Origin of the sequence: Mycobacterium riyadhense (assembly GCF_963853645.1) — a bacterium.
Classification (GTDB): Bacteria; Actinomycetota; Actinomycetes; order Mycobacteriales; family Mycobacteriaceae; genus Mycobacterium; species Mycobacterium riyadhense.
This window is the reverse complement of sequence record NZ_OY970456.1, coordinates 5,104,240-5,121,504: the sequence shown is the minus strand read 5'-3', so window position 1 is coordinate 5,121,504 and position 17,265 is coordinate 5,104,240. Positions and strand designations below refer to the sequence as shown.

The following is a 17,265-nucleotide window of genomic DNA, read 5'->3' as shown; positions in this document are numbered from 1 at the left end:
GGTCGCCCTCGCCGATTGCGACGGGCGGGATTGGGTCATCGGTACACCAGGCCGCTCAACCGCCAGGCGAGTTGGCGTCGCACGGCGGGGACGTGTGCGGCCAACCGCATTGTCGAGTTGCGAATCGGGCGCAACGGGCGCGGCAACGTGGAGACCCGGGTCAGTCGTCCGGTCAGGGTCAGCACCTGCCGTGCTCGTGCGCGCTGGCTTGCACTGTAGGCATCCAACGCCGAGTCGGACCCGCCGTGCAGCGTGGTGGCCAGTGCTGTGGCTAGTTCGATGGCGTCGGTGATGCCGAGGTTCATGCCCTGACCGCCGGCGGGGCTGTGCACGTGGGCGGCATCGCCGGCCAGCAGTAAGCGACCGGCCCGGAAGGTATCGGCGACGCGGTGGTGAATCTTGAACCGCGATCCCCACAGCAGGTCGGTGACCTCGGTGCGGCCCGGTCCGAAAGCGCGGGTGTCCAGCAGGTCCTGGACGAACTCGGCCGTCGGTGATTGCGGTGCGTCGGGGTGCGGCGCGACGATGCGGAAGACGCCGTCGGGCAGCGGTGCGAGCACAGTGAGGCCGTCGTTGCCGTAGAACAGGATCACCTCGTCGCGGGGCGCCTCGCCCGCCACGCGAACGTCGGCCAGCGCGAAAGACTCCGCGAATTGGCTGCCGGCGAAGCCGATGCCGGCCTGGTGGCGAACCGTGCTGTGCATGCCGTCGGCTCCGACAACGTAACTGGCCCTTAGGGTTTCACCGTCGTCAAAGGTTGCGGTGACGCCGGTCGAATCCTGGGCGATCCGGCTCAGAGTCTTCGGGCGGAGCACTTCACCCCCAAGTTCGTTGAGGCGCTGCTCCAGTAGGCGCTCGGTGTCGGCCTGGGAGATCATGAGCGAGTAGGGGTAGTCCGTTGGCAGGGTGCTGAAGTCGATGGGGATCAGCGTGCGGTCTCCCTGGCGCATCGAGAATCGCGGCGCGATGAGTCCGGCCTTGACCATGCGCCAGGACACGTCGAGGTTCTCGAGTACCTCGAGGCTGCGTGCGTTGGCGACGGCCGCGCGGGAGGTGTTTGCACCTGCCGGCAATTTGTCGACTATGGCCGCTTGGATGCCTTGATTGAGCAGGGAAGCGGCCAGGGTGAGGCCGCTGGGGCCGGCGCCTACAACCAGGACATCGGTGTCGTTCATCGGGGGTTCTCCTCGTTTGTTTTAGTCAACGCTTGTTGGCATAAGTCCATGCTGACGCCGCCAGGGCTTGATGTCAACAGTTGTTGGCCTACAATTGTTGACATGCGGAGGTCGTCGGAGGAAACCAAGGCCGTCATCCTGGCGGCGGCGCGCGAACGGTTCGGTGTGGCGGGCTTTCAGGCCGCCACGATTCGGGCGATCGCCGCCGACGCGGGGATCGATCCCGCGATGGTGATGCGCTACTACGGCAACAAGGACAAGCTGTTCGCCGCGGCGGTCGAGTTCGATTTGCGGTTTCCTGCTCTTGAAGGGGCCGACCGCGACGAACTTGGGCGGTTGTTGGTGCGGCACTTTCTCGACCGCTGGGAGGGGGACGAGGCGCTGGTGATCCTGCTGCGTTCTAGCGCCACCAATGACGAAGCCGCGCAACGGATGCGGGAGATTTTCGGGAGTCAGCTTGAGCCGTTGGTCGCTTCTTTGGTGCCTGCTGGGGAGGCAGCTCTGCGGGCCGGGCTGATCGGCACGCAGATCCTGGGAATGGCGTTATGCCGGTTCGTGCTGCGGCTGCCGCCGGTCGTGTCGATGAGCCGTGACGAGGTTGTGGAGTGGCTCGGCCCGACGATCCAGCGCTACCTGGGGCTTGGCTGACGGCATCCGCGGCGGCTCAGCGCGTCGCGGACATTGCGCAGGATGTCCTCGGGCCGGTCCTCGGCGATCACGCGGATGACGATCCAGCCAAGGCCTTCTAGGGCCTTTAGCCTGCGCATGTCCCGGACGTACTGGCGCCGGCTGGTCCGGTGTTGGTCGCCGTCGTACTCGACGGCGACCTTGAACCGTTCCCAGCCCATGTCGAGGACGGCGACCGTGCGGTAGTTGGCTACCACCAATATCTGTGTCTGCGGCGTGGGGAATCCCGCGTCGACCAGGAGCAGCCTTAGCCACGTCTCCTTCGGAGATGCCGCGCCGGGATCGACTCGGGGGAGGACGGTCCTGAGCTGCCGCAGGCCACGGGCGCCGGGGTGGTGCTTGGCGATCAGCAAGGGCTCCTCGACGGAGAACGGCGTCGCCCGCATGAGTGCGTCGAGCCGAGCCACGGCCTCATTGGCGGTTGGTTGCCGTCCCAGGTCGAACGCGGTGCGTGCGGGTGTGGTCACCGAAAGCCCTGCAACGCTGGTGATTTCGTCGTCGTCGAGGCGCTGATTGCGGGTGACCACGCCTTCCGGCGGGTAGGGATTGCGCCAGATCAGCTCGACCGGTTCGTCGTCGTCGATCCAATTGGAGCCGTGCAGTGCCGCGGCGGCCAGCCCGGCGAGGACACCGCGTTGGCCGGACCATAGCCATGCCGCTTCTGAGCGTCTGCGCAGTGTCGGTGGCGTATCCGCGGCGAGGTAGACGTCGGGATAGATTGCGCGGTAACGGGTTCGCAGCTGGTAGCGGCTCAGTGTGCCTTGGCTTAGGGCTTGGCTGCCCACGATGACTTTCCTCATGCACCGTAGGACGCCGTCGTCGGCCGGGGGGTTTCGCTTCACCGAGATTCAAGTCAGGCACCCGTTTTTCGGCGTGTCGTGTGCGTGACGTTAGTGTCGCGGGCAACCGATGGCTCGGCCTTCCTGGGTTACGGGGTGGCGCCGAGGCCACCTTCGCCGCCGGGGCCGCCGAGACCGATACCGATGTCGACGTGGGTAGTGCCGGCGCCGCCTTCAAGACCGGGTTGGCCTGCCACGGTGCCGGTTGAATATTCCGCCTGGCCGCCGTCGCCGCCGTTGCCGCCCGACGCGCCGTCGCCGCTGGTGGCGCGGAGGCCGCCGGAGCCGCCGTTGCCCCCCTTGCCGCCGTTGCCCGCACTGCTGCCGTCGCCGATGCCATTGCCGCCCTGGCCGCCCAGGCCGCCAACGCCGCCCGTCCCGCCGGTGCCGGTCACCTCGCCGTCGAGGTGGTCGATGGCGCCGATGCCGCCGGAGCCGCCGTTGCCGCCGTTGCCGCCATTGCCAGCCGTCACCGCCCGCGCCCCCGCTGCCGCCGAACCCGCCGTTGTAGTTTTGGCCGCCGGGCGTCTGGAAGAGGAGCGGGCCGCCTTTTCCGCCGTTGCCACCGTCGCCGCCCTGGCCGCCATTGCCGAAGGCGCCCGCGGTACCGCCGGTGCTTGCGCCACCTGCGCCGGCCGCCCCGCCGGCCCCACCCGCGCCGCCGTTGCCGCCGGCCACGCCCGTCTGCGAGCCATCCCCGCCGTGGCCGCCGGCGCCCCCGTTGCCGCCTAGGTCTCCGGTGCCGCGGAAGCCTCCGGCGCCGCCGACACCGCCGTGGCCGCCGGCTCCGCCAGCGCCCACGGCGGCGTTCTCGGCGGTTGCAGTGCCCCCGGCGCCGCCATCACCGCCCACACCACCGGCGCCCCCGGTGTCGAACAGCGCCGCGCCCCTGCCGCCGGAGCCGCCATAGCCGCCGGCCCCGCCGGCCAGGCCCGCGCCGCCGTGGGCTCCGGCGCCTCCGTTGCCGCCGGCGCCCCCCTGGCCGTACAGTTGCCCGCCGTTGCCGCCGGCTCCGCCGGCGCCACCCGCACCGCCGTTGACGCCCGCGCCGCCGTTGACGCCCGCGCCGCCGGCCCCACCGGCCCCGCCATTGCCGAACAGCCCGGCCGATCCGCCGGCCCCGCCGTTCTGGCCTGCGGCGCCGGGGGCGCCGTTGCCCCCATTGCCCCACAGCAATCCACCGTCGCCGCCCGCGCCACCCGGCGCGGTCGCATCTGCGCCGTCGCCGATCAGGTTGCGCCCGACTATCAGCTGGGTCGGGGTATTGATTACGGCGAGCAGGTTCTGCTCCAGGATCTGTAGCGGCGATGTGTTGGCGGCCTCGGCGAGGGCGTAGGAGTTCGCACCGGCCGCCAGGGCGGCGATGAACCGCTCATGAAACGCCGCCGCTTGCGCGCTGAGCGCCTGGTATTGCTTACCGTGCGTGGCGAACAACGCCGCGATGCCCGTGGATACCTCGTCGCTTGCCGCCGCCAGCACCTGCGTGGTCGCCGCCGACGCCGTCTGACTGGCCGCAGTTATTGTCGAGCCGATCCCACCCAAATCCGAGACGGCTGCAGATTAGGACTCCATGCTAGCGGACCCGGAGCGCGCGTTCCAGACTTTTGGTGATGTTTTCGGGAAGGCGTGTTGGCGGACCCTCTTACTGCACGTTCTATGTCGTATTAGTGATCACTCATACGCCGCGAAATTCTGTCGCTATAGCGCCATTTTTGTGCCGAATATCGTTTCGCCCAGATTCAAGTCAGGTACCTCTTTTTCAGCGTGTCGTGTGCGTGACGTTTGTGTCGCGGGTTGGGGGCAGGCCGATGCGTCGGTACCGGTCTAGGCGCGCGGCGAGGCGTTCGGGAGCAGGTATTTCACGCAGCGCGTCGAGCTCGGAGGCGATGGCGCTGGACAGTCGCTCGCAGAACTCGACCGGTTCATCCGCGGCGTCGGGATGCTCCGGGATGATTGCGTCAACGATCCCGGAAGCCAGCAGATCAGCCGACCGAATGCCTTGGGCCGCAGCCAGTTCCGCGGCATGAGTGGTGTCGCGGAAAACGATGGCGCTCGCTCCCTCCGGCGGTAAGGGTGCCAGCCAGCCGTGCAGCGCGGCCAGCGCCCGGTCGGCTGGCACCATCGCCAGCGCCGGTCCGCTGCTGCCCTGACCAAGCAGGACCGACACCGTCGGGGTGTCCAGTGTGACGAGCTCGGCCAGGCACTGCGCGATCTGGCCCGCCAGCCCGCCCTGCTCGGCCTCGACCGGCAACGCCGGGCCGGCGGTGTCGATGACCAGCACCAGCGGTAGGCGCAGTTCGGCGGCCAGCGCCATTCCGCGTCGGGCCGCGCGTAGTGACGCGGGACCGACCCTTCCCTCTGACCCGCCGCTACCTCGCCGCTGGCCGAGCACCACCGCGGGCTGCCCGGCAAGCCGGGCCAGCGCCAGCAGCATGGTCGCCGCCTCGTCGGGCCCGGTATCGGACAACAACACGACGTCGGTGCCGCCGTGTCGTAGCAGGTCATCGACCCCCGGCCGGTCTGGTCGCCGCGACGCGACCACCGAGTCCCACGCCGCTACATTGGGCATCGGTTCGGACTGCGGTGGGGCGGGTAGCGGGCCGGGGGCGTCGGCGATCACGCTCAGCGCCCGGTGCAGCGTTCGTCGCAACCCGTCGAGCGGAACGACGTCATCGATCAACCCGCGGCGCTGTAGGTTCTCCGCGGTCTGGATGCCGGGCGGGAATGGTTCGCCGTAGATCTGCTCGTAGACCCGTGGGCCGAGCAGTCCGATCAGTGCTCCCGGCTGCGCGAGGGTGAGATGGCCCAGCGAACCCCACGACGCGAAAACCCCGCCGGTGGTCGGATGGCGCAGGTAAACCAGATAGGGGAGATGTGCTTGTTTGTGCAGCCGGACGGCCGCGGCGATCTTCACCATCTGCAGAAACGCGACGGTGCCCTCCTGCATGCGGGTGCCGCCCGAACTCGGGGATGCCAGCAGCGGCAGCCGCTCGGCGGTTGCGCGCTCCACCGCGGCGGTGATCCGTTCGGCCGCCGCCACCCCGATCGAGCCGGCCAGGAACTCGAATTCGCACACCAGGGTGGCCACCCGGCGTCCGAAGACGCGCCCCTCGCCGGTCAGCACCGATTCGTCACGGCCGGTGGAGGCGCGGGCGGCGGCCAGGTCCCGCGCGTACCCGCGGGTGGTTGGTACGGAAAGCGGCGCACTGTCCCAGCTGACGAAAGAGCCCTGATCCAGCACCGCGTCCCGCAGCTGGTCGGTCGTGATACGACTCACAACGACGAGGCTATATATCCTGACCCCCATGATCGGCATTACTCAGACCGAAGCCGTTGTGACCATCGAGCTGCAGCGGCCCGAGCGGCGTAATGCGCTGAACTCCCAGCTGGTCGAGGAGCTGCGTGAGGCAGTGCTGAAGGCGGGCGACGGGTCCGTTCGGGCCATCGTGTTGACCGGTCAGGGCACGGCGTTTTGCGCGGGGGCTGACTTGAGCGGAGACGCCTTCGCCGCCGACTACCCTGACCGGCTCATCGAGCTACACCGGGTCCTGGACCAGACATTGATACCCGTGATCGGAGCCATCAACGGGCCCGCCATTGGCGCGGGCCTGCAATTGGCCATGCAGTGTGACCTTCGGGTGGTGGCTCCGGAAGCGTTCTTTCAGTTTCCGACGTCGAAATACGGTCTGGCCCTTGATAATTGGAGTATCCGTCGGCTGTCGTCTTTGGTCGGTCACGGTCGGGCCCGCGCGATGCTGCTGACCGCGGAGAAGCTGACCGCCGAGATGGCGTTGCACACCGGGATGGCCAACCGGATCGGGACGCTGGCCGACGCCCAGGAGTGGGCCGCCGAGATCGCGGGTCTGGCGCCGCTGGCCATACAACACGCCAAGCGGGTGCTCAACGACGACGGTTCCATTGAGGAACCGGGGCCCGAACACAAGGAGCTGTTCGACAAGGCTTGGGGCAGCCAGGATGTCATCGAGGCGCAGATTGCCCGGGTGGAGAAGCGGCCACCGAAGTTCCAGGGGGCTTAACTGCCATGACGCGCCGAGCGCTGCGACTGGCAGCCGGTACCGCATCGCTGGCGGTGGGTGGCTGGCTGTTGCGGGCGCTGCACGGCGCACCCGCGGCTCTCGGTGCCGACCCTTCGTCGATCCAGGCCGTGTCGGAGGGCTCTCCGAACTATCGCGACGGCGCCTTCGTCAATGTCGACCCCGCCTCGATGTACCTCATGGACCGCGAGCAATTGCGGCTCATTGCTTGGGAATTGGTGGGTGGACGCGGTGGTAGCCGGCCCGCAGCGCCGATCCCGTTGGCGGCGCCGGAGATCTTCCGCGGAGACGCCAGTCGGCTCGCGGTCAGCTGGTTCGGGCACTCGACGGCACTGGTCGAGGTCGACGGGTACCGCGTGCTGACGGACCCGGTGTGGAGTGACCGGTGCTCACCGTCGGATCTCGTTGGCCCGCAGCGGCTGCATCCGCCGCCGGTGCAATTGGAAGGCCTGCCAGCCGTCGACGCGATGGTCATTAGCCACGACCATTACGACCATCTCGATATCGACACCGTGCGCGGGTTGGCCCGCACTCAGCGGGCTCCGTTCTTCGTGCCGCTGGGGGTGGGTGCCCACCTGCGGGCGTGGGGGATTCCGGAGCACCGCATCGTCGAGCTGGACTGGAACGAGGGTGCTCAGGTCGACGAGTTGACTGTGATTTGTCTTCCGGCGCGGCACTTTTCGGGTCGGTTCTTCAGCCGGAACACCACGTTGTGGGCGTCGTGGGCTCTTATTGGGCCCGGCCATCGCGCCTACTTTGGCGGCGATACCGGCTACACGAAGAGCTTCGCGCAGATTGGTGCGGACCACGGGCCGTTCGATCTGACCCTGATGCCCATTGGTGCGTACAACACGGCGTGGCCCGACATTCACATGAACCCCGAGGAAGCGGTCCGGGCACACCTGGATGTCAGCGACACAGGGCTGTTGGTGCCGATTCATTGGGGCACCTTCCGGCTGGCGCCGCATCCGTGGGCGGAGCCGGTGGAGCGGGTGCTGAAGGCGGCTGAACCGGACGGTGTTCAGGTGGCGGTGCCGTTGCCGGGTCAGCGGATTGACCCGGCCGTGCCGTTGCGGTTCAACCCGTGGTGGCGGCTGTGATTCGCTAGCAGGCTCGCGCTAGGCGGTGTTTCCGGGCGGGCCGGCTTGGCCGTCGGCGCCGTCGCTGCCGTCGCCGCCGGCAGGGGTGCCGACGCCTCCGACGCCGTGCTGCCCGCCGCCTCCGCCGGCGCCGCCGAGGCCAGTTTCGGGGCCGTCACCGCCGGCTCCGCCGGTGCCGCCTTGGTCGCCGTTGCCGCCGGTGCCCCCGGCGCCGGCGTCGCCGCCGGTTCCACTGCCGCCTTGGCCGCCGTCTCCGCCGGCGCCACCGCGGCCGGCGAAGCCCACGCCGTCGCCTTGGCCGCCGGCGCCGCCGGTTCCGCCGGTTCCGCCGTGGCCGGTTCCGATGCCGAGTGCCGCGCCGCCTTGGCCGCCGGTTCCGCCGGTTCCGCCGTTACCGCCGAAGGTTCCGTTGTTGGTTGCGGTGCCGCCTTGGCCGCCGGCGCTGCCGTTGCCGCCGTTGCCGCCGTTGATCGCGTCGCCGCCGTTGCCGCCGTTGCCGCCGTTGATCGCGTCGCCGCCGTTGCCGCCGTTGCCGCCGATGCCGCCGGTGCCGCCAGTCCCGCCGGCGCTGCCGGCGCCGCCTTGGCCGCCACCGCCGCGGTCACCGCGATTGCCTGAGCTGCTGAGGCCGCCGTTCCCGCCCTTGCCGCCGGTACCAGCGGAGTTGTTATTGGCGGCGGCGCCGCCGTTGCCGCCCAGACCGCCGGCGCCGCCGGTACCTCCGTCGCTGGCGCTGCCGCCGGTGCCGCCGTTGCCGCCGGTGCCGCTGGTGCCGCTGCCGTTGGTCCCCCGGGTGGCGCTACGGAATACGAATTGAGTGGGAGCGAAAGCTCGTGTTTATCTTTCCCTCGGATCGCGCCAACTTGTTGGCGGGAAGGAATTCCTCGGCGGTTTTCGATCGCCGAGATGCGTTCGAGGACGGTTTTCATGACGGCGTTGGCGGCCGTGACGGCGCCGCAACAGGCTGACCCGAAGCCTTGCTGTCGCCGGGCAGCCGGGAGCGTACGGCTGAATTCGGTTGAGCACCACCACGATTGAACCCGCTCGTCGCAGCGTCGTTGCCGGTAGTTGGCGGAGACGCGACATGTCACCGTGAGCTAACAGCTGCGACCACAAACCAGTCGCGGACATCGGCGTATCGGGTATGAGCCAAACTCGCCGAACCGCTCCGCAAGGCCGTCGACGGACCTGTCGGAGGAGGCATGTCCGCGACGGCACCATATCGACTGGTGTTCGGTGTGACGATGGCCAGGTTGCCGCTCGCGCTCGGGTTTCTCTTGTGTTGGTACTTTTCCGGACGGTCACCTCGAGCGACGGTTAGGCATATCAACGCCGCTGGGGGCGATGGCCGACAGCACCGTAGACCAGGTGGCGCGCACGAACGTGGCCGTGGCTCTCCTCGTCGTCGGCGCCTTTCCTGCCTCACACCTCGTGGTGATGATCGGGCGCGATGTCGTGGTTTCGGCGGTTCGGCGGTTCGGCGGCTCTCGCTTCGCCGGGCGGGAGTTGGCGGCGGCACTCGGTGGAGCGGAGAGATAAAGGGATTGCCCAGGGCTTCTGCATAGTGGCCCTGACCAAATGGGTTCGCGGCCGGCCCCTGGTTGGCTCATGTTGCGTTCTGCAGTCGGCCTGCCGCGCTCCTCGCAACCGTGGTTTCACTAGTCGACTATTCGGTCGCATACAGGCAATCGGCGAGACCGCTACGGCGACCGGTGCCGGCGTCACCTCCCGGTTTGTAGGCCGGTTGCGGCGCCGGCCGTCAGCCGCCGGTTCCGCGAAAGACCTGCGCAATCGGATGGGCGAGCACGAGTCGAGCCATCTCGTTAATGAACACATCCTTGGCAATGGGCGGTCGCTCGACGACATAGCGTATCGGCGCACCAAGCAGTCGGACGATGATCCACGTCGCGGCATCGATGTCCATGTCCGCGGGCGAATTGGGAACTGCCAGCATGTATCCCCTGATGATTTCGCCGATCAGTTTTTCCACCGGTTTGATCAAGTCCGCTCCGCTATAACCCGGCAATTGCCCGGAGATTATTTGCAAAATTTCGGGCCGTTCCAGCATGGAATCGACGTATATCCGGATTGCCGCTGGCACTAGAACCGATCGCCTGCACTCGGATTTGAAAAGTTGGTGCAATTTGGTCGACACTTGCTCGTGCAGCTGATCGGTATAGTCTGCGACCACCGCCTTGAGGATCGCGTCCTTATTGGGAAAGTATTGATACAGCGAACCCGGGCTGATGCCGGCCGCAGCAGCGATCCGATTCGTCGACACACCGCCGTACCCGCGTTCCTTGAGAACGCTCGTGGCTGCATCGATTATGCGCTTGACAGTCTCTCGCGACCGCTCCTGCGCCGGTGTCTTGCGAGCAATCACATGAGGCACGGGGGTCATGATAGGTCAGTCAATGGCCGCTTAGGGAGAAGGATTTAGATGCCGACGGGCGTGGTTCGCTTCCTCGACGGTCCAAAGTCCACCCAAACACCCCGAAGCGACCCACTGCAACCAAGGAAGTAAATGCGAGCGGTGGTCGGCACGTCGCCCAATACATCCGCTCTGACCAGGGATTTTTGGCCAAACATTGCGCCATAGAAAACGAATTGAATGCGAGCGATAGCTCGTGTTTATCTTTCCGCTGGATAGCGGCAAAGAGAAGAAACTCCTGAGCAGTTTGGATCCCCGCGATGCGGTCGGAACGGGGTTGCGCTGAGCTGTTGGGTCGTCAAGAGATGGGTTTGACATTGACCCGCTCGTCGCTGCGTCGTGGCCCGTAGTTGGAAGGAGATACGACATGTCAGCTCGAGCTAACAAGAGCACCCGCAAATGCGTGGCGGGCATCGGCGTATCTGGTTCGAGCAATCTGGCCAGACCGATTCGCAGAGCTGGCTATGGGCCTCTCGTGGGCGCGCAACCGCACGGCGTTGGGAGGCCGATGTGAAGGGCACGCCGTTGGAGCCGCCGGTGGGGATGTCCGCGACGGCGTCACGCCGACTGGTGTTCGGTGTGACGATGGCCAGGCTGCCGCTCGCGCTCGGGTTTCTCTTGTGTTCGTATTTTCCGGACGGCGACGCGCGACGGGCGATGGTCGCGCTTTGCGTGCTGGTCGAGGTCAGCGATGTTCTTGACGGTTACCTCGCGCGTCGGTTAGGCGTGGCAACCCGCCTGGGGGCAATGGCCGACAGCACCGTAGACCATGTGGCACGCACGACCGAGGCAGTGGCCCTCGTCGCCGTCGGCGTCTTTCCACCGTTACTCCTCGTGGTGATGATCGGGCGCGATGCCGTGGTTTCGACGGTTCGGCAGCTCTCGCTTCGCCGGTCGGGGATTTGTGGCGGCACTCGGCGCAGCGGAAAGATCAAAGGCATCGCTCAGGGCTTCTGCATAGTGACCCTGACCTGCTATTACGCATTAGCTTCGCAGCCGACCCCGGGCTGGCTCATGGTGAGTTCCGCCGTCGTCGCTGCCGCGCTGCTCGCAACCGCGGTTTCCCTAGTCGACTATTCGGTCGGATATTGGCGGTCGGCGAGACCACCATGTCGACCGACGCAGGCGCCGGTGCCGGCTCCTGGTTTGTAGGCCGGTTGCGTTGCCGCCCTCAACCGCCGGTTCCCGGGAGGGCCTGCGCGATCGGATGACCAAGCACCAGTCGCGTCAGTTCGTTGATAAACACATCCTTGTCGATGGGTGGGCGCTCGACGACGTAGCGTATCGGCACTTCAAGGAGTTGGACGATGACCCACGTTGCGCCATCCACGTCCAGGTCGACGGGCGGATTAGGAACCGCCATCATATATCCCTTGATGAGTTCGCTGATAAGTTCTTCCACCGGTTTGATCACGTCCGCGGCGCTGTATCCCGGCAGCTGCCCGGAGATTACTAGCAAAATTTCGGGTCGTTCAAACATGGTGTCGACGCATATCCGCACTGCCTCCGGCACCAGAGCTAAGCGGTCGCCGTCGGATTTGAATAAATCATGCAATTTGGTCGATACTTCGTCCTGCAGCTGCTCGGCATAGTCTGCGACCATCGCCTTCAGGATCGCGTCCTTATTGGGAAAGTATTGATATAGCGAACCAGGGCTGATGCCGGCCGCCGCGGCGATCCGATTCGTCGACGCACCGCCGTACCCGCGCTCTTTGAGAACCCTTGCGGCCGCGTCGAGGATGCGTCGGACAGTTTCCCTCGACCGCTCCTGCGCCGGTGTCTTGCGAGCGATCAGATGGGGCACGCGCTCAATGATATGCGCGTCAAGGGCCGCTTCGGGGACAAAAGGCGTTACCTCCGACCCGCGGAGCGTCTGGCTTCCGCTAGGCAACGCTGGCGCGGGTGCCCGACGAGTGTGAACAACCACCGCAACCAAGCAACTGAATGCGAGCGGTTGTCGGCGCGTCCCCCTATGCATCCGCGCTGACCAGAGATTTTTGGGCTGAGATTGCACTACAGAAAACGAATTGAATGCGAGCGAAAGCTCGTGTTTATCTTTACGTCGGATAGCGGCAATTCGTCAAAGGAAAGAAATTCCTCGGGCAGTTTTAGATCGCCGCGATACGTTCGAGGACCCCGTTGGGAGGTTTCGCATGTCATTCGTTCGCGCAGCGCCCGAGGCGTTGGTGGCAGTGGCGGCGAGTGCGGCGGGCATTGGGTCGGAGATCAGCGCGGCCAACGCGGCCGCGTTGGCTCCGACCGTCACGGTGCTGGCGGCCGGCGCCGATGAGGTGTCGGCCGGTCTTGCGGCGTTGTTCAGCGCGCACGCCCAGAGTTACCAGGCGCTGGCCACTCACGCGGCCGCCTTCCACGACCAGTTGGTGCACAACCTGGCAACCGGCGCGGGTCTGTATAGCAGTGCTGAAGTCGCCAACGCGAACCCAATGCAGCAGGCACTGGCCGCGGCGACCGGGGTGCAACTGGACGCATTGGGCGCGGTCAACGCGCCCATGCAGGCACTGACCGGGCGGCCGCTGATCGGCAACGGCGCCGACGGGACGGCGGCCTCACCCGACGGCGGGGACGGCGGATGGCTGTATGGCAACGGTGGCAACGGCTGGAATAGCACGGTCGCCAGCCAGGCCGGCGGTAACGGCGGCAATGCCGGGCTGTGGGGTGATGGCGGTCGCGGTGGCGCCGGCGGCAACAGCGGTGCGAACGTCACAGGCGGGGCCGGCGGTCGCGGCGGCAACGGCGGGTGGCTGTATGGCAACGGCGGTGCCGGTGGGCTCGGGGGCAGCAGCGTCGCCGGCGCTGAAGCCGGCGGGGCCGGCGGTACCGGCGGGAACGCCGGGCTGTGGGGCAACGGCGGGACCGGAGGGGTCGGGGGTGCCGGTGGCATCTCCACCACGGACGGTCAGTCCAGCGGAGCCGGCGGGGCCGGTGGCGACGGAGGTGCCGGCGGGCAGCTGTACGGAGCTGGTGGTCGGGGCGGCAACGGCGGTAACGCGGGACTGCAGTTTTCCCTCGGCCTCGGGGGTAACGGGGGTGACGGTGGTCACGGTGGCCACGGCGGGTTTTTCGGCGATGCCGGGAACGGCGGGGACGGCGGTACCGGCGCGCAAGCCACCGTCAGCACCCAATCTGGCATCGGCACTCCCGGGAAGGGCGGGTCCGGCGGGGCTGGCGGCGATGCCTGGCTATGGGGCAAAGGTGGGACCGGCGGGTCCGGCGGCACCGGTGGCGACTCCATCACGGCGGCCAACGGCGGCGTCGGCGGGTCCGGCGGCACCGGCGGGCTGCTATCCGGCAACGGCGGGGCCGGCGGGAGCGGCGGTGCTGGCGGTACCGGCACCATGGCCGGCGGGCGCGGTGGTGACGGTGGCGGCGGCGGCAACGCCGGGGCGTCGCTGTTCGCCGATGGTGGGGTCGGCGGCGCCGGCGGCGCCGGCGGCGACATCTTCTCGGGGCCTTTTACCGGCACGGGCGGCGAAGGCGGCACCGGTGGCACCGGTGGCAACGGCGCCTACCTGATCGGCAACGGCGGGAGTGGCGGGAACGGCGGGGACGGCGGAGTCGGTGGCAGTCTTAGCGGAAATGGCGGGATTGGCGGGGGCGGCGGTGACGGCGGCCGCCGCGGAAGGTTCGTCAGCAGCTTCGGCGCCGTCGGTCAGCCGGGAGCACACGGCTGAGTTGGATTGAAACCCATCACGATTGACCCGCTCGTCGCTGCGTGGTGGGGGTTACTGAGCACGAGGCAGGCCACGACGATGGCGGTCGGTTAAGGGGGGCCAGATAAGGAGGATGGCCTGATGAATTTTTCGGTATTGCCACCAGAGGTCAACTCGGCGCGAATATTTGGCGGTGCGGGATCAGGACCGATAGTCGCGGCGGCGACGGCCTGGGAGGGGCTGGCCGCCGAATTGGGCTCGGCGGCAGCCTCGTTCGGCTCGCTGACCTCAGGGCTGGCTGGCGCGGCGTGGCAAGGTCCGGCAGCGGCGGCGATGGCGGCCGCGGCGGCACCGTACGTGGGTTGGTTGAGCGCTTCCGCAGCGCGCGCCGCCGCGGCGGCCGCGCAGGCGATGCGGGCCGGGGCGGCATTCGATGCGGCGCGGGCGGCGACGGTACGACCGGAGGTGGTGACGGCCAATCGTGTTCAGCTGGTATCTCTGGTGACGTCGAACCTGCTAGGACAGCACGCTCCGGCGATCGCCGCCGCCGAGGCCGAATACGAGCAGATATGGGCACAGGATGTCGCCGCGATGTTTGGCTATCACTCCGAGGCCTTAGCCGTGGCTTCCGCACTGACATCGGCTGCCCAGCCGGTGCAACGCCTGGCGGGCCAGATAGCCGGCGCAAACGTGGCTGGTCCGAACGTGGCCGGCGCCGCCGCCACGGTCAACGGCGCTGTCATGAATCCCCCAGGCGCAGCAAGCATCTTCAACGTGGGCATTGCGAACTTGGGCCTGGGAAACGTCGGCGCCGCGAACGTCGGCAATTTCAACCTGGGCAGCGGAAACGTCGGAAATTTCAACTTGGGCAGCGGAAACCACGGCGACTTCAATGTCGGCTTCGGCAACAACGGCAGCGGAAACCACGGATTCGGGAACACCGGCAGTTCCAACCTTGGCTTCGCGAATACTGGCTTCGCGAACTGGGGTTTCGCGAATTCGGGCAACTACGCCAGGGGTATCGCGCTTTCCGGTGACTACCAGGTGGGGATAGGGGGTCTGAACTCGGGCAGCGGGAACATCGGCTTGTTCAACTCGGGCACCGGAAACGTCGGCTTCTTCAACTCCGGCAACGGAAACTTCGGCATCGGAAACTCGAGCAGCTACAACACCGGCTTCTTCAATGCTGGCATCGCCAACACCGGATTCTTTAACCCGGGTTTGGCAAATACGGGCATCGCGAACGTGGGCGACTACAACTCAGGCAACTTCAATATCGGCAACTTCAATACCGGCGATTTTAACTCCGGCGACGTCAATACGGGCTACCTCAACTCGGGCAACACCAACACGGGTGTGGCGAATGCGGGAGATCTAAACACCGGAGCATTCAATTCGGGCAACAGGAGCAACGGATTCTTTTGGGCCCGTGATGACCAGGGCCAGCTGGGCGGATCCTACGTGATTACCATTCCCAAGATAGCGGTGAACATCCCGATAAGTGTTCCGCTGAACATACCTGTAGCCGGCCACACCGGCGATATCCATATCCCGCCTATTACGATTCCTGAAATTAACATCGGCGCCCTCTCCAACATTGGCCCAAACAGCTATATTGGCCCGATCGTTCTGTCGGGAGGAGCTCATTACATAAATGGATGGGCTTTTAGAGACATCACTGTTACGGGTCCCCAATTTGCGATCCGCATTGGTGGCCCGAATTATTTCTTGGGCGTGAATGTCACCGGCAGCGCCGGCCCCATCACCATTCCGGTCTTCGACTCCCAGCCAGGCACGGGCATTGGCAACACGACCGCTAACCCTTCGTCGGGCTTCTTCAACAGCGGCGACGGCGGCGGGTCGGGCTTCGGGAACCTCGGAGCCAACACCTCAGGCTGGTGGAACGCGGCCACGGCGGGCTCGGGAATCTCCGGCTACGGAAATGTCGGCGCGCTGGCATCGGGCCTATTCAATGCGGGCGACAGCCTTTCGGGCTGGTACAACACAGGCACGTTGAGTCCTGGTACGCCGGGTATTGTCTCGGGTTTCGGAAATGTCGGTGACCATCTGTCGGGCCTGTTCTTCGCGAACCCGGGGCAGACCAGCGCTTCCATCGCGGGCCACAGCACCGTATTCAATCTGGGTTTTGCGAACCAGGGCGGTCTAAATTTCGGCAACGCAAACCTGGGTGAGTTCAACCTGGGCAACGGCAACCACGGCAGCTTCAACCTGGGCAGCGGGAACAACGGTAGCTTCAACATTGGTAGCGGGAACAACGGCAGCTACAACATCGGGTTCGGAAACCTGGGCAGCGTAAACCTTGGCTTGGGGAACACGGGCACCGCCAACTGGGGTATCGCAAACTCAGGAACCTATAACACCGGTGTCGCGCTTACCGGCGACTACCAGTTGGGTTTCGGCGGCCTGGACTCAGGCAGCGGAAACATCGGCCTATTCAACTCTGGCAGCGGAAACGTCGGCTTCTTCAACTCCGGCAACGGAAACCTCGGCATCGGAAACTCGGGCGGCTACAACGCCGGTCTGTTCAACGTGGGCAGCGCCAACACGGGCATCCTCAACGTAGGCAACACCAACACTGGCGGCTACAACCCGGGCAACGTCAACACCGGATATTTCAACCTTGGTGATGCCAATACGGGCGTGGCCAATATTGGTGATATCAACACGGGCGCTTTCGTCTCGGGCAACATGAATAACGGCTTCTTTTGGAGAGGAACCGGCCAAGGCATAGTGGGCGCGTCCTACAAGATGACCATTCCCGAAGTCCCAGTGAACATTGGTGCGCTCATCAATTTGAATATACCTGTCACCGGCAGCGTCCAAACTATCACCGTCAACAGCATCCTCGTAAGTGGAGAAATACTGGGTGGGAACTTCGACCAGGAAGTATACAATGGGATCAAGATACACGTGCATGTTAATCCAGGATCGATCGAAATCGACGCCGACCAATTCGACCTTATCAGGGTGACCCTCCCGCCGATCGTTATTAACGCAATTCCGTTGAACGTCACCGTCGGCCCCACGCCATTAAGCATTCCTGTCGCCGGCACCATCGGCCCCATCAGCGTTCCGATCATCGACATCCCGGCAGGCCCAGGAATAGGAAACTCGACCACCAACCCGTCGTCGGGCTTCTTCAACACCGGTGTTGGTGGCGGTTCGGGCTTCGGAAACTCCGGCGGCCTGGTATCGGGTTGGGCCAGCATCGGCAAGGACATCTCGGGTTTCTTCCGCAACATTTGGCCGTAACTGGCTGGGTGCACAACCGGCAGCGCACAGGGCC

General features: G+C 66.2%; 16 protein-coding genes and 1 pseudogene. 10 read left to right on the top strand and 7 right to left on the bottom strand.

What is annotated here, in order from left to right; genetic code table 11:
• Positions 1–35: 35 nt before the first annotated feature.
• Entirely contained in the window at positions 36–1,175 is a 1,140-nt protein-coding gene (locus tag AADZ78_RS22465) for an FAD-dependent monooxygenase (protein ID WP_085249015.1), read from the bottom strand.
• Positions 1,176–1,277: 102 nt separating this feature from the next.
• Here AADZ78_RS22465 and AADZ78_RS22460 point away from each other — a divergent pair, with 102 nt between their 5' ends.
• Positions 1,278–1,823 (top strand): TetR family transcriptional regulator, encoded by a 546-nt coding sequence (locus tag AADZ78_RS22460; RefSeq protein WP_085249014.1) that lies wholly within the window; start codon positions 1,278–1,280, stop codon positions 1,821–1,823.
• Here the strand turns inward: AADZ78_RS22460 and AADZ78_RS22455 are convergent.
• On the bottom strand, positions 1,805–2,662 hold the full coding sequence (locus AADZ78_RS22455) for an endonuclease domain-containing protein (RefSeq protein WP_085249013.1): 858 nt from the start codon (positions 2,660–2,662) through the stop codon (positions 1,805–1,807). The two genes, AADZ78_RS22460 and AADZ78_RS22455, sit on opposite strands and share 19 nt — an antisense overlap.
• An 80-nt stretch (positions 2,663–2,742) precedes the next feature.
• Between AADZ78_RS22455 and AADZ78_RS29265 the strand changes: the two genes are divergently transcribed.
• Entirely contained in the window at positions 2,743–2,910 is a 168-nt protein-coding gene (locus tag AADZ78_RS29265) for a hypothetical protein (protein WP_169726226.1), read from the top strand.
• Here the strand turns inward: AADZ78_RS29265 and AADZ78_RS22450 are convergent.
• Both AADZ78_RS22450 and AADZ78_RS22445 read right to left on the bottom strand, forming a co-directional pair.
• Positions 2,876–4,234 (bottom strand): PE family protein, encoded by a 1,359-nt coding sequence (locus AADZ78_RS22450; RefSeq protein ID WP_420891249.1) that lies wholly within the window; start codon positions 4,232–4,234, stop codon positions 2,876–2,878. The two genes, AADZ78_RS29265 and AADZ78_RS22450, sit on opposite strands and share 35 nt — an antisense overlap.
• Before the next feature lie 226 nt (positions 4,235–4,460).
• Positions 4,461–5,978, bottom strand: a complete 1,518-nt coding sequence (locus tag AADZ78_RS22445; protein ID WP_085249046.1) for an acetyl-coenzyme A carboxylase carboxyl transferase subunits beta/alpha — start codon at positions 5,976–5,978, stop codon at positions 4,461–4,463.
• A gap of 28 nt (positions 5,979–6,006) precedes the next feature.
• Between AADZ78_RS22445 and AADZ78_RS22440 the strand changes: the two genes are divergently transcribed.
• Both AADZ78_RS22440 and AADZ78_RS22435 read left to right on the top strand, forming a co-directional pair.
• Positions 6,007–6,738 (top strand): enoyl-CoA hydratase, encoded by a 732-nt coding sequence (locus AADZ78_RS22440; protein ID WP_085249012.1) that lies wholly within the window; start codon positions 6,007–6,009, stop codon positions 6,736–6,738.
• Between the two features lie 5 nt (positions 6,739–6,743).
• Positions 6,744–7,856, top strand: a complete 1,113-nt coding sequence (locus AADZ78_RS22435) for an MBL fold metallo-hydrolase (protein WP_085249011.1) — start codon at positions 6,744–6,746, stop codon at positions 7,854–7,856.
• A gap of 18 nt (positions 7,857–7,874) precedes the next feature.
• Here AADZ78_RS22435 and AADZ78_RS22430 read toward each other — a convergent pair whose 3' ends face one another.
• Positions 7,875–8,141: a hypothetical protein gene (locus AADZ78_RS22430; protein ID WP_169726224.1), complete on the bottom strand. Its 267-nt coding sequence runs from the start codon at positions 8,139–8,141 to the stop codon at positions 7,875–7,877.
• Positions 8,142–8,186: 45 nt separating this feature from the next.
• Between AADZ78_RS22430 and AADZ78_RS22425 the strand changes: the two genes are divergently transcribed.
• The 3 genes and pseudogenes from AADZ78_RS22425 to AADZ78_RS22415 form a co-directional block, all read left to right on the top strand.
• Positions 8,187–8,474, top strand: coding sequence for a hypothetical protein (locus AADZ78_RS22425; protein WP_169726223.1), 288 nt, complete (start codon positions 8,187–8,189; stop codon positions 8,472–8,474).
• Positions 8,467–8,673 carry a hypothetical protein gene (locus AADZ78_RS22420; protein ID WP_169726222.1) on the top strand — a complete coding sequence of 69 codons (207 nt, stop codon included), beginning with the start codon at positions 8,467–8,469 and terminating at the stop codon, positions 8,671–8,673. Before AADZ78_RS22425 ends, AADZ78_RS22420 begins: the two co-directional genes overlap by 8 nt.
• Before the next feature lie 488 nt (positions 8,674–9,161).
• A pseudogene (locus tag AADZ78_RS22415) lies at positions 9,162–9,395 on the top strand (CDP-alcohol phosphatidyltransferase family protein); the annotation flags it as partial.
• Positions 9,396–9,615: 220 nt separating this feature from the next.
• On the opposite strand, the gene AADZ78_RS22410 reads toward AADZ78_RS22415, so the two are convergent.
• Entirely contained in the window at positions 9,616–10,248 is a 633-nt protein-coding gene (locus AADZ78_RS22410; RefSeq protein WP_239656690.1) for a TetR/AcrR family transcriptional regulator, read from the bottom strand.
• Between the two features lie 549 nt (positions 10,249–10,797).
• Here AADZ78_RS22410 and AADZ78_RS22405 point away from each other — a divergent pair.
• Entirely contained in the window at positions 10,798–11,439 is a 642-nt protein-coding gene (locus AADZ78_RS22405; protein ID WP_169726220.1) for a CDP-alcohol phosphatidyltransferase family protein, read from the top strand.
• 19 nt (positions 11,440–11,458) lie between these two features.
• On the opposite strand, the gene AADZ78_RS22400 is transcribed toward AADZ78_RS22405, so the two are convergent.
• Positions 11,459–12,091: a TetR/AcrR family transcriptional regulator gene (locus tag AADZ78_RS22400; RefSeq protein ID WP_239655059.1), complete on the bottom strand. Its 633-nt coding sequence runs from the start codon at positions 12,089–12,091 to the stop codon at positions 11,459–11,461.
• A 349-nt stretch (positions 12,092–12,440) separates the two neighbouring features.
• Here AADZ78_RS22400 and AADZ78_RS22395 point away from each other — a divergent pair, with 349 nt between their 5' ends.
• Together AADZ78_RS22395 and AADZ78_RS22390 are read left to right on the top strand one after the other, a co-directional pair.
• Complete coding sequence (locus tag AADZ78_RS22395; protein ID WP_085249006.1) at positions 12,441–13,979, top strand: PE family protein; 1,539 nt, start codon at positions 12,441–12,443, stop codon at positions 13,977–13,979.
• 120 nt (positions 13,980–14,099) lie between these two features.
• A complete protein-coding gene (locus AADZ78_RS22390; RefSeq protein WP_085249005.1) occupies positions 14,100–17,231 on the top strand; it encodes a PPE family protein in 3,132 nt (1,043 codons plus the stop codon).
• Positions 17,232–17,265 lie beyond the last annotated feature (34 nt).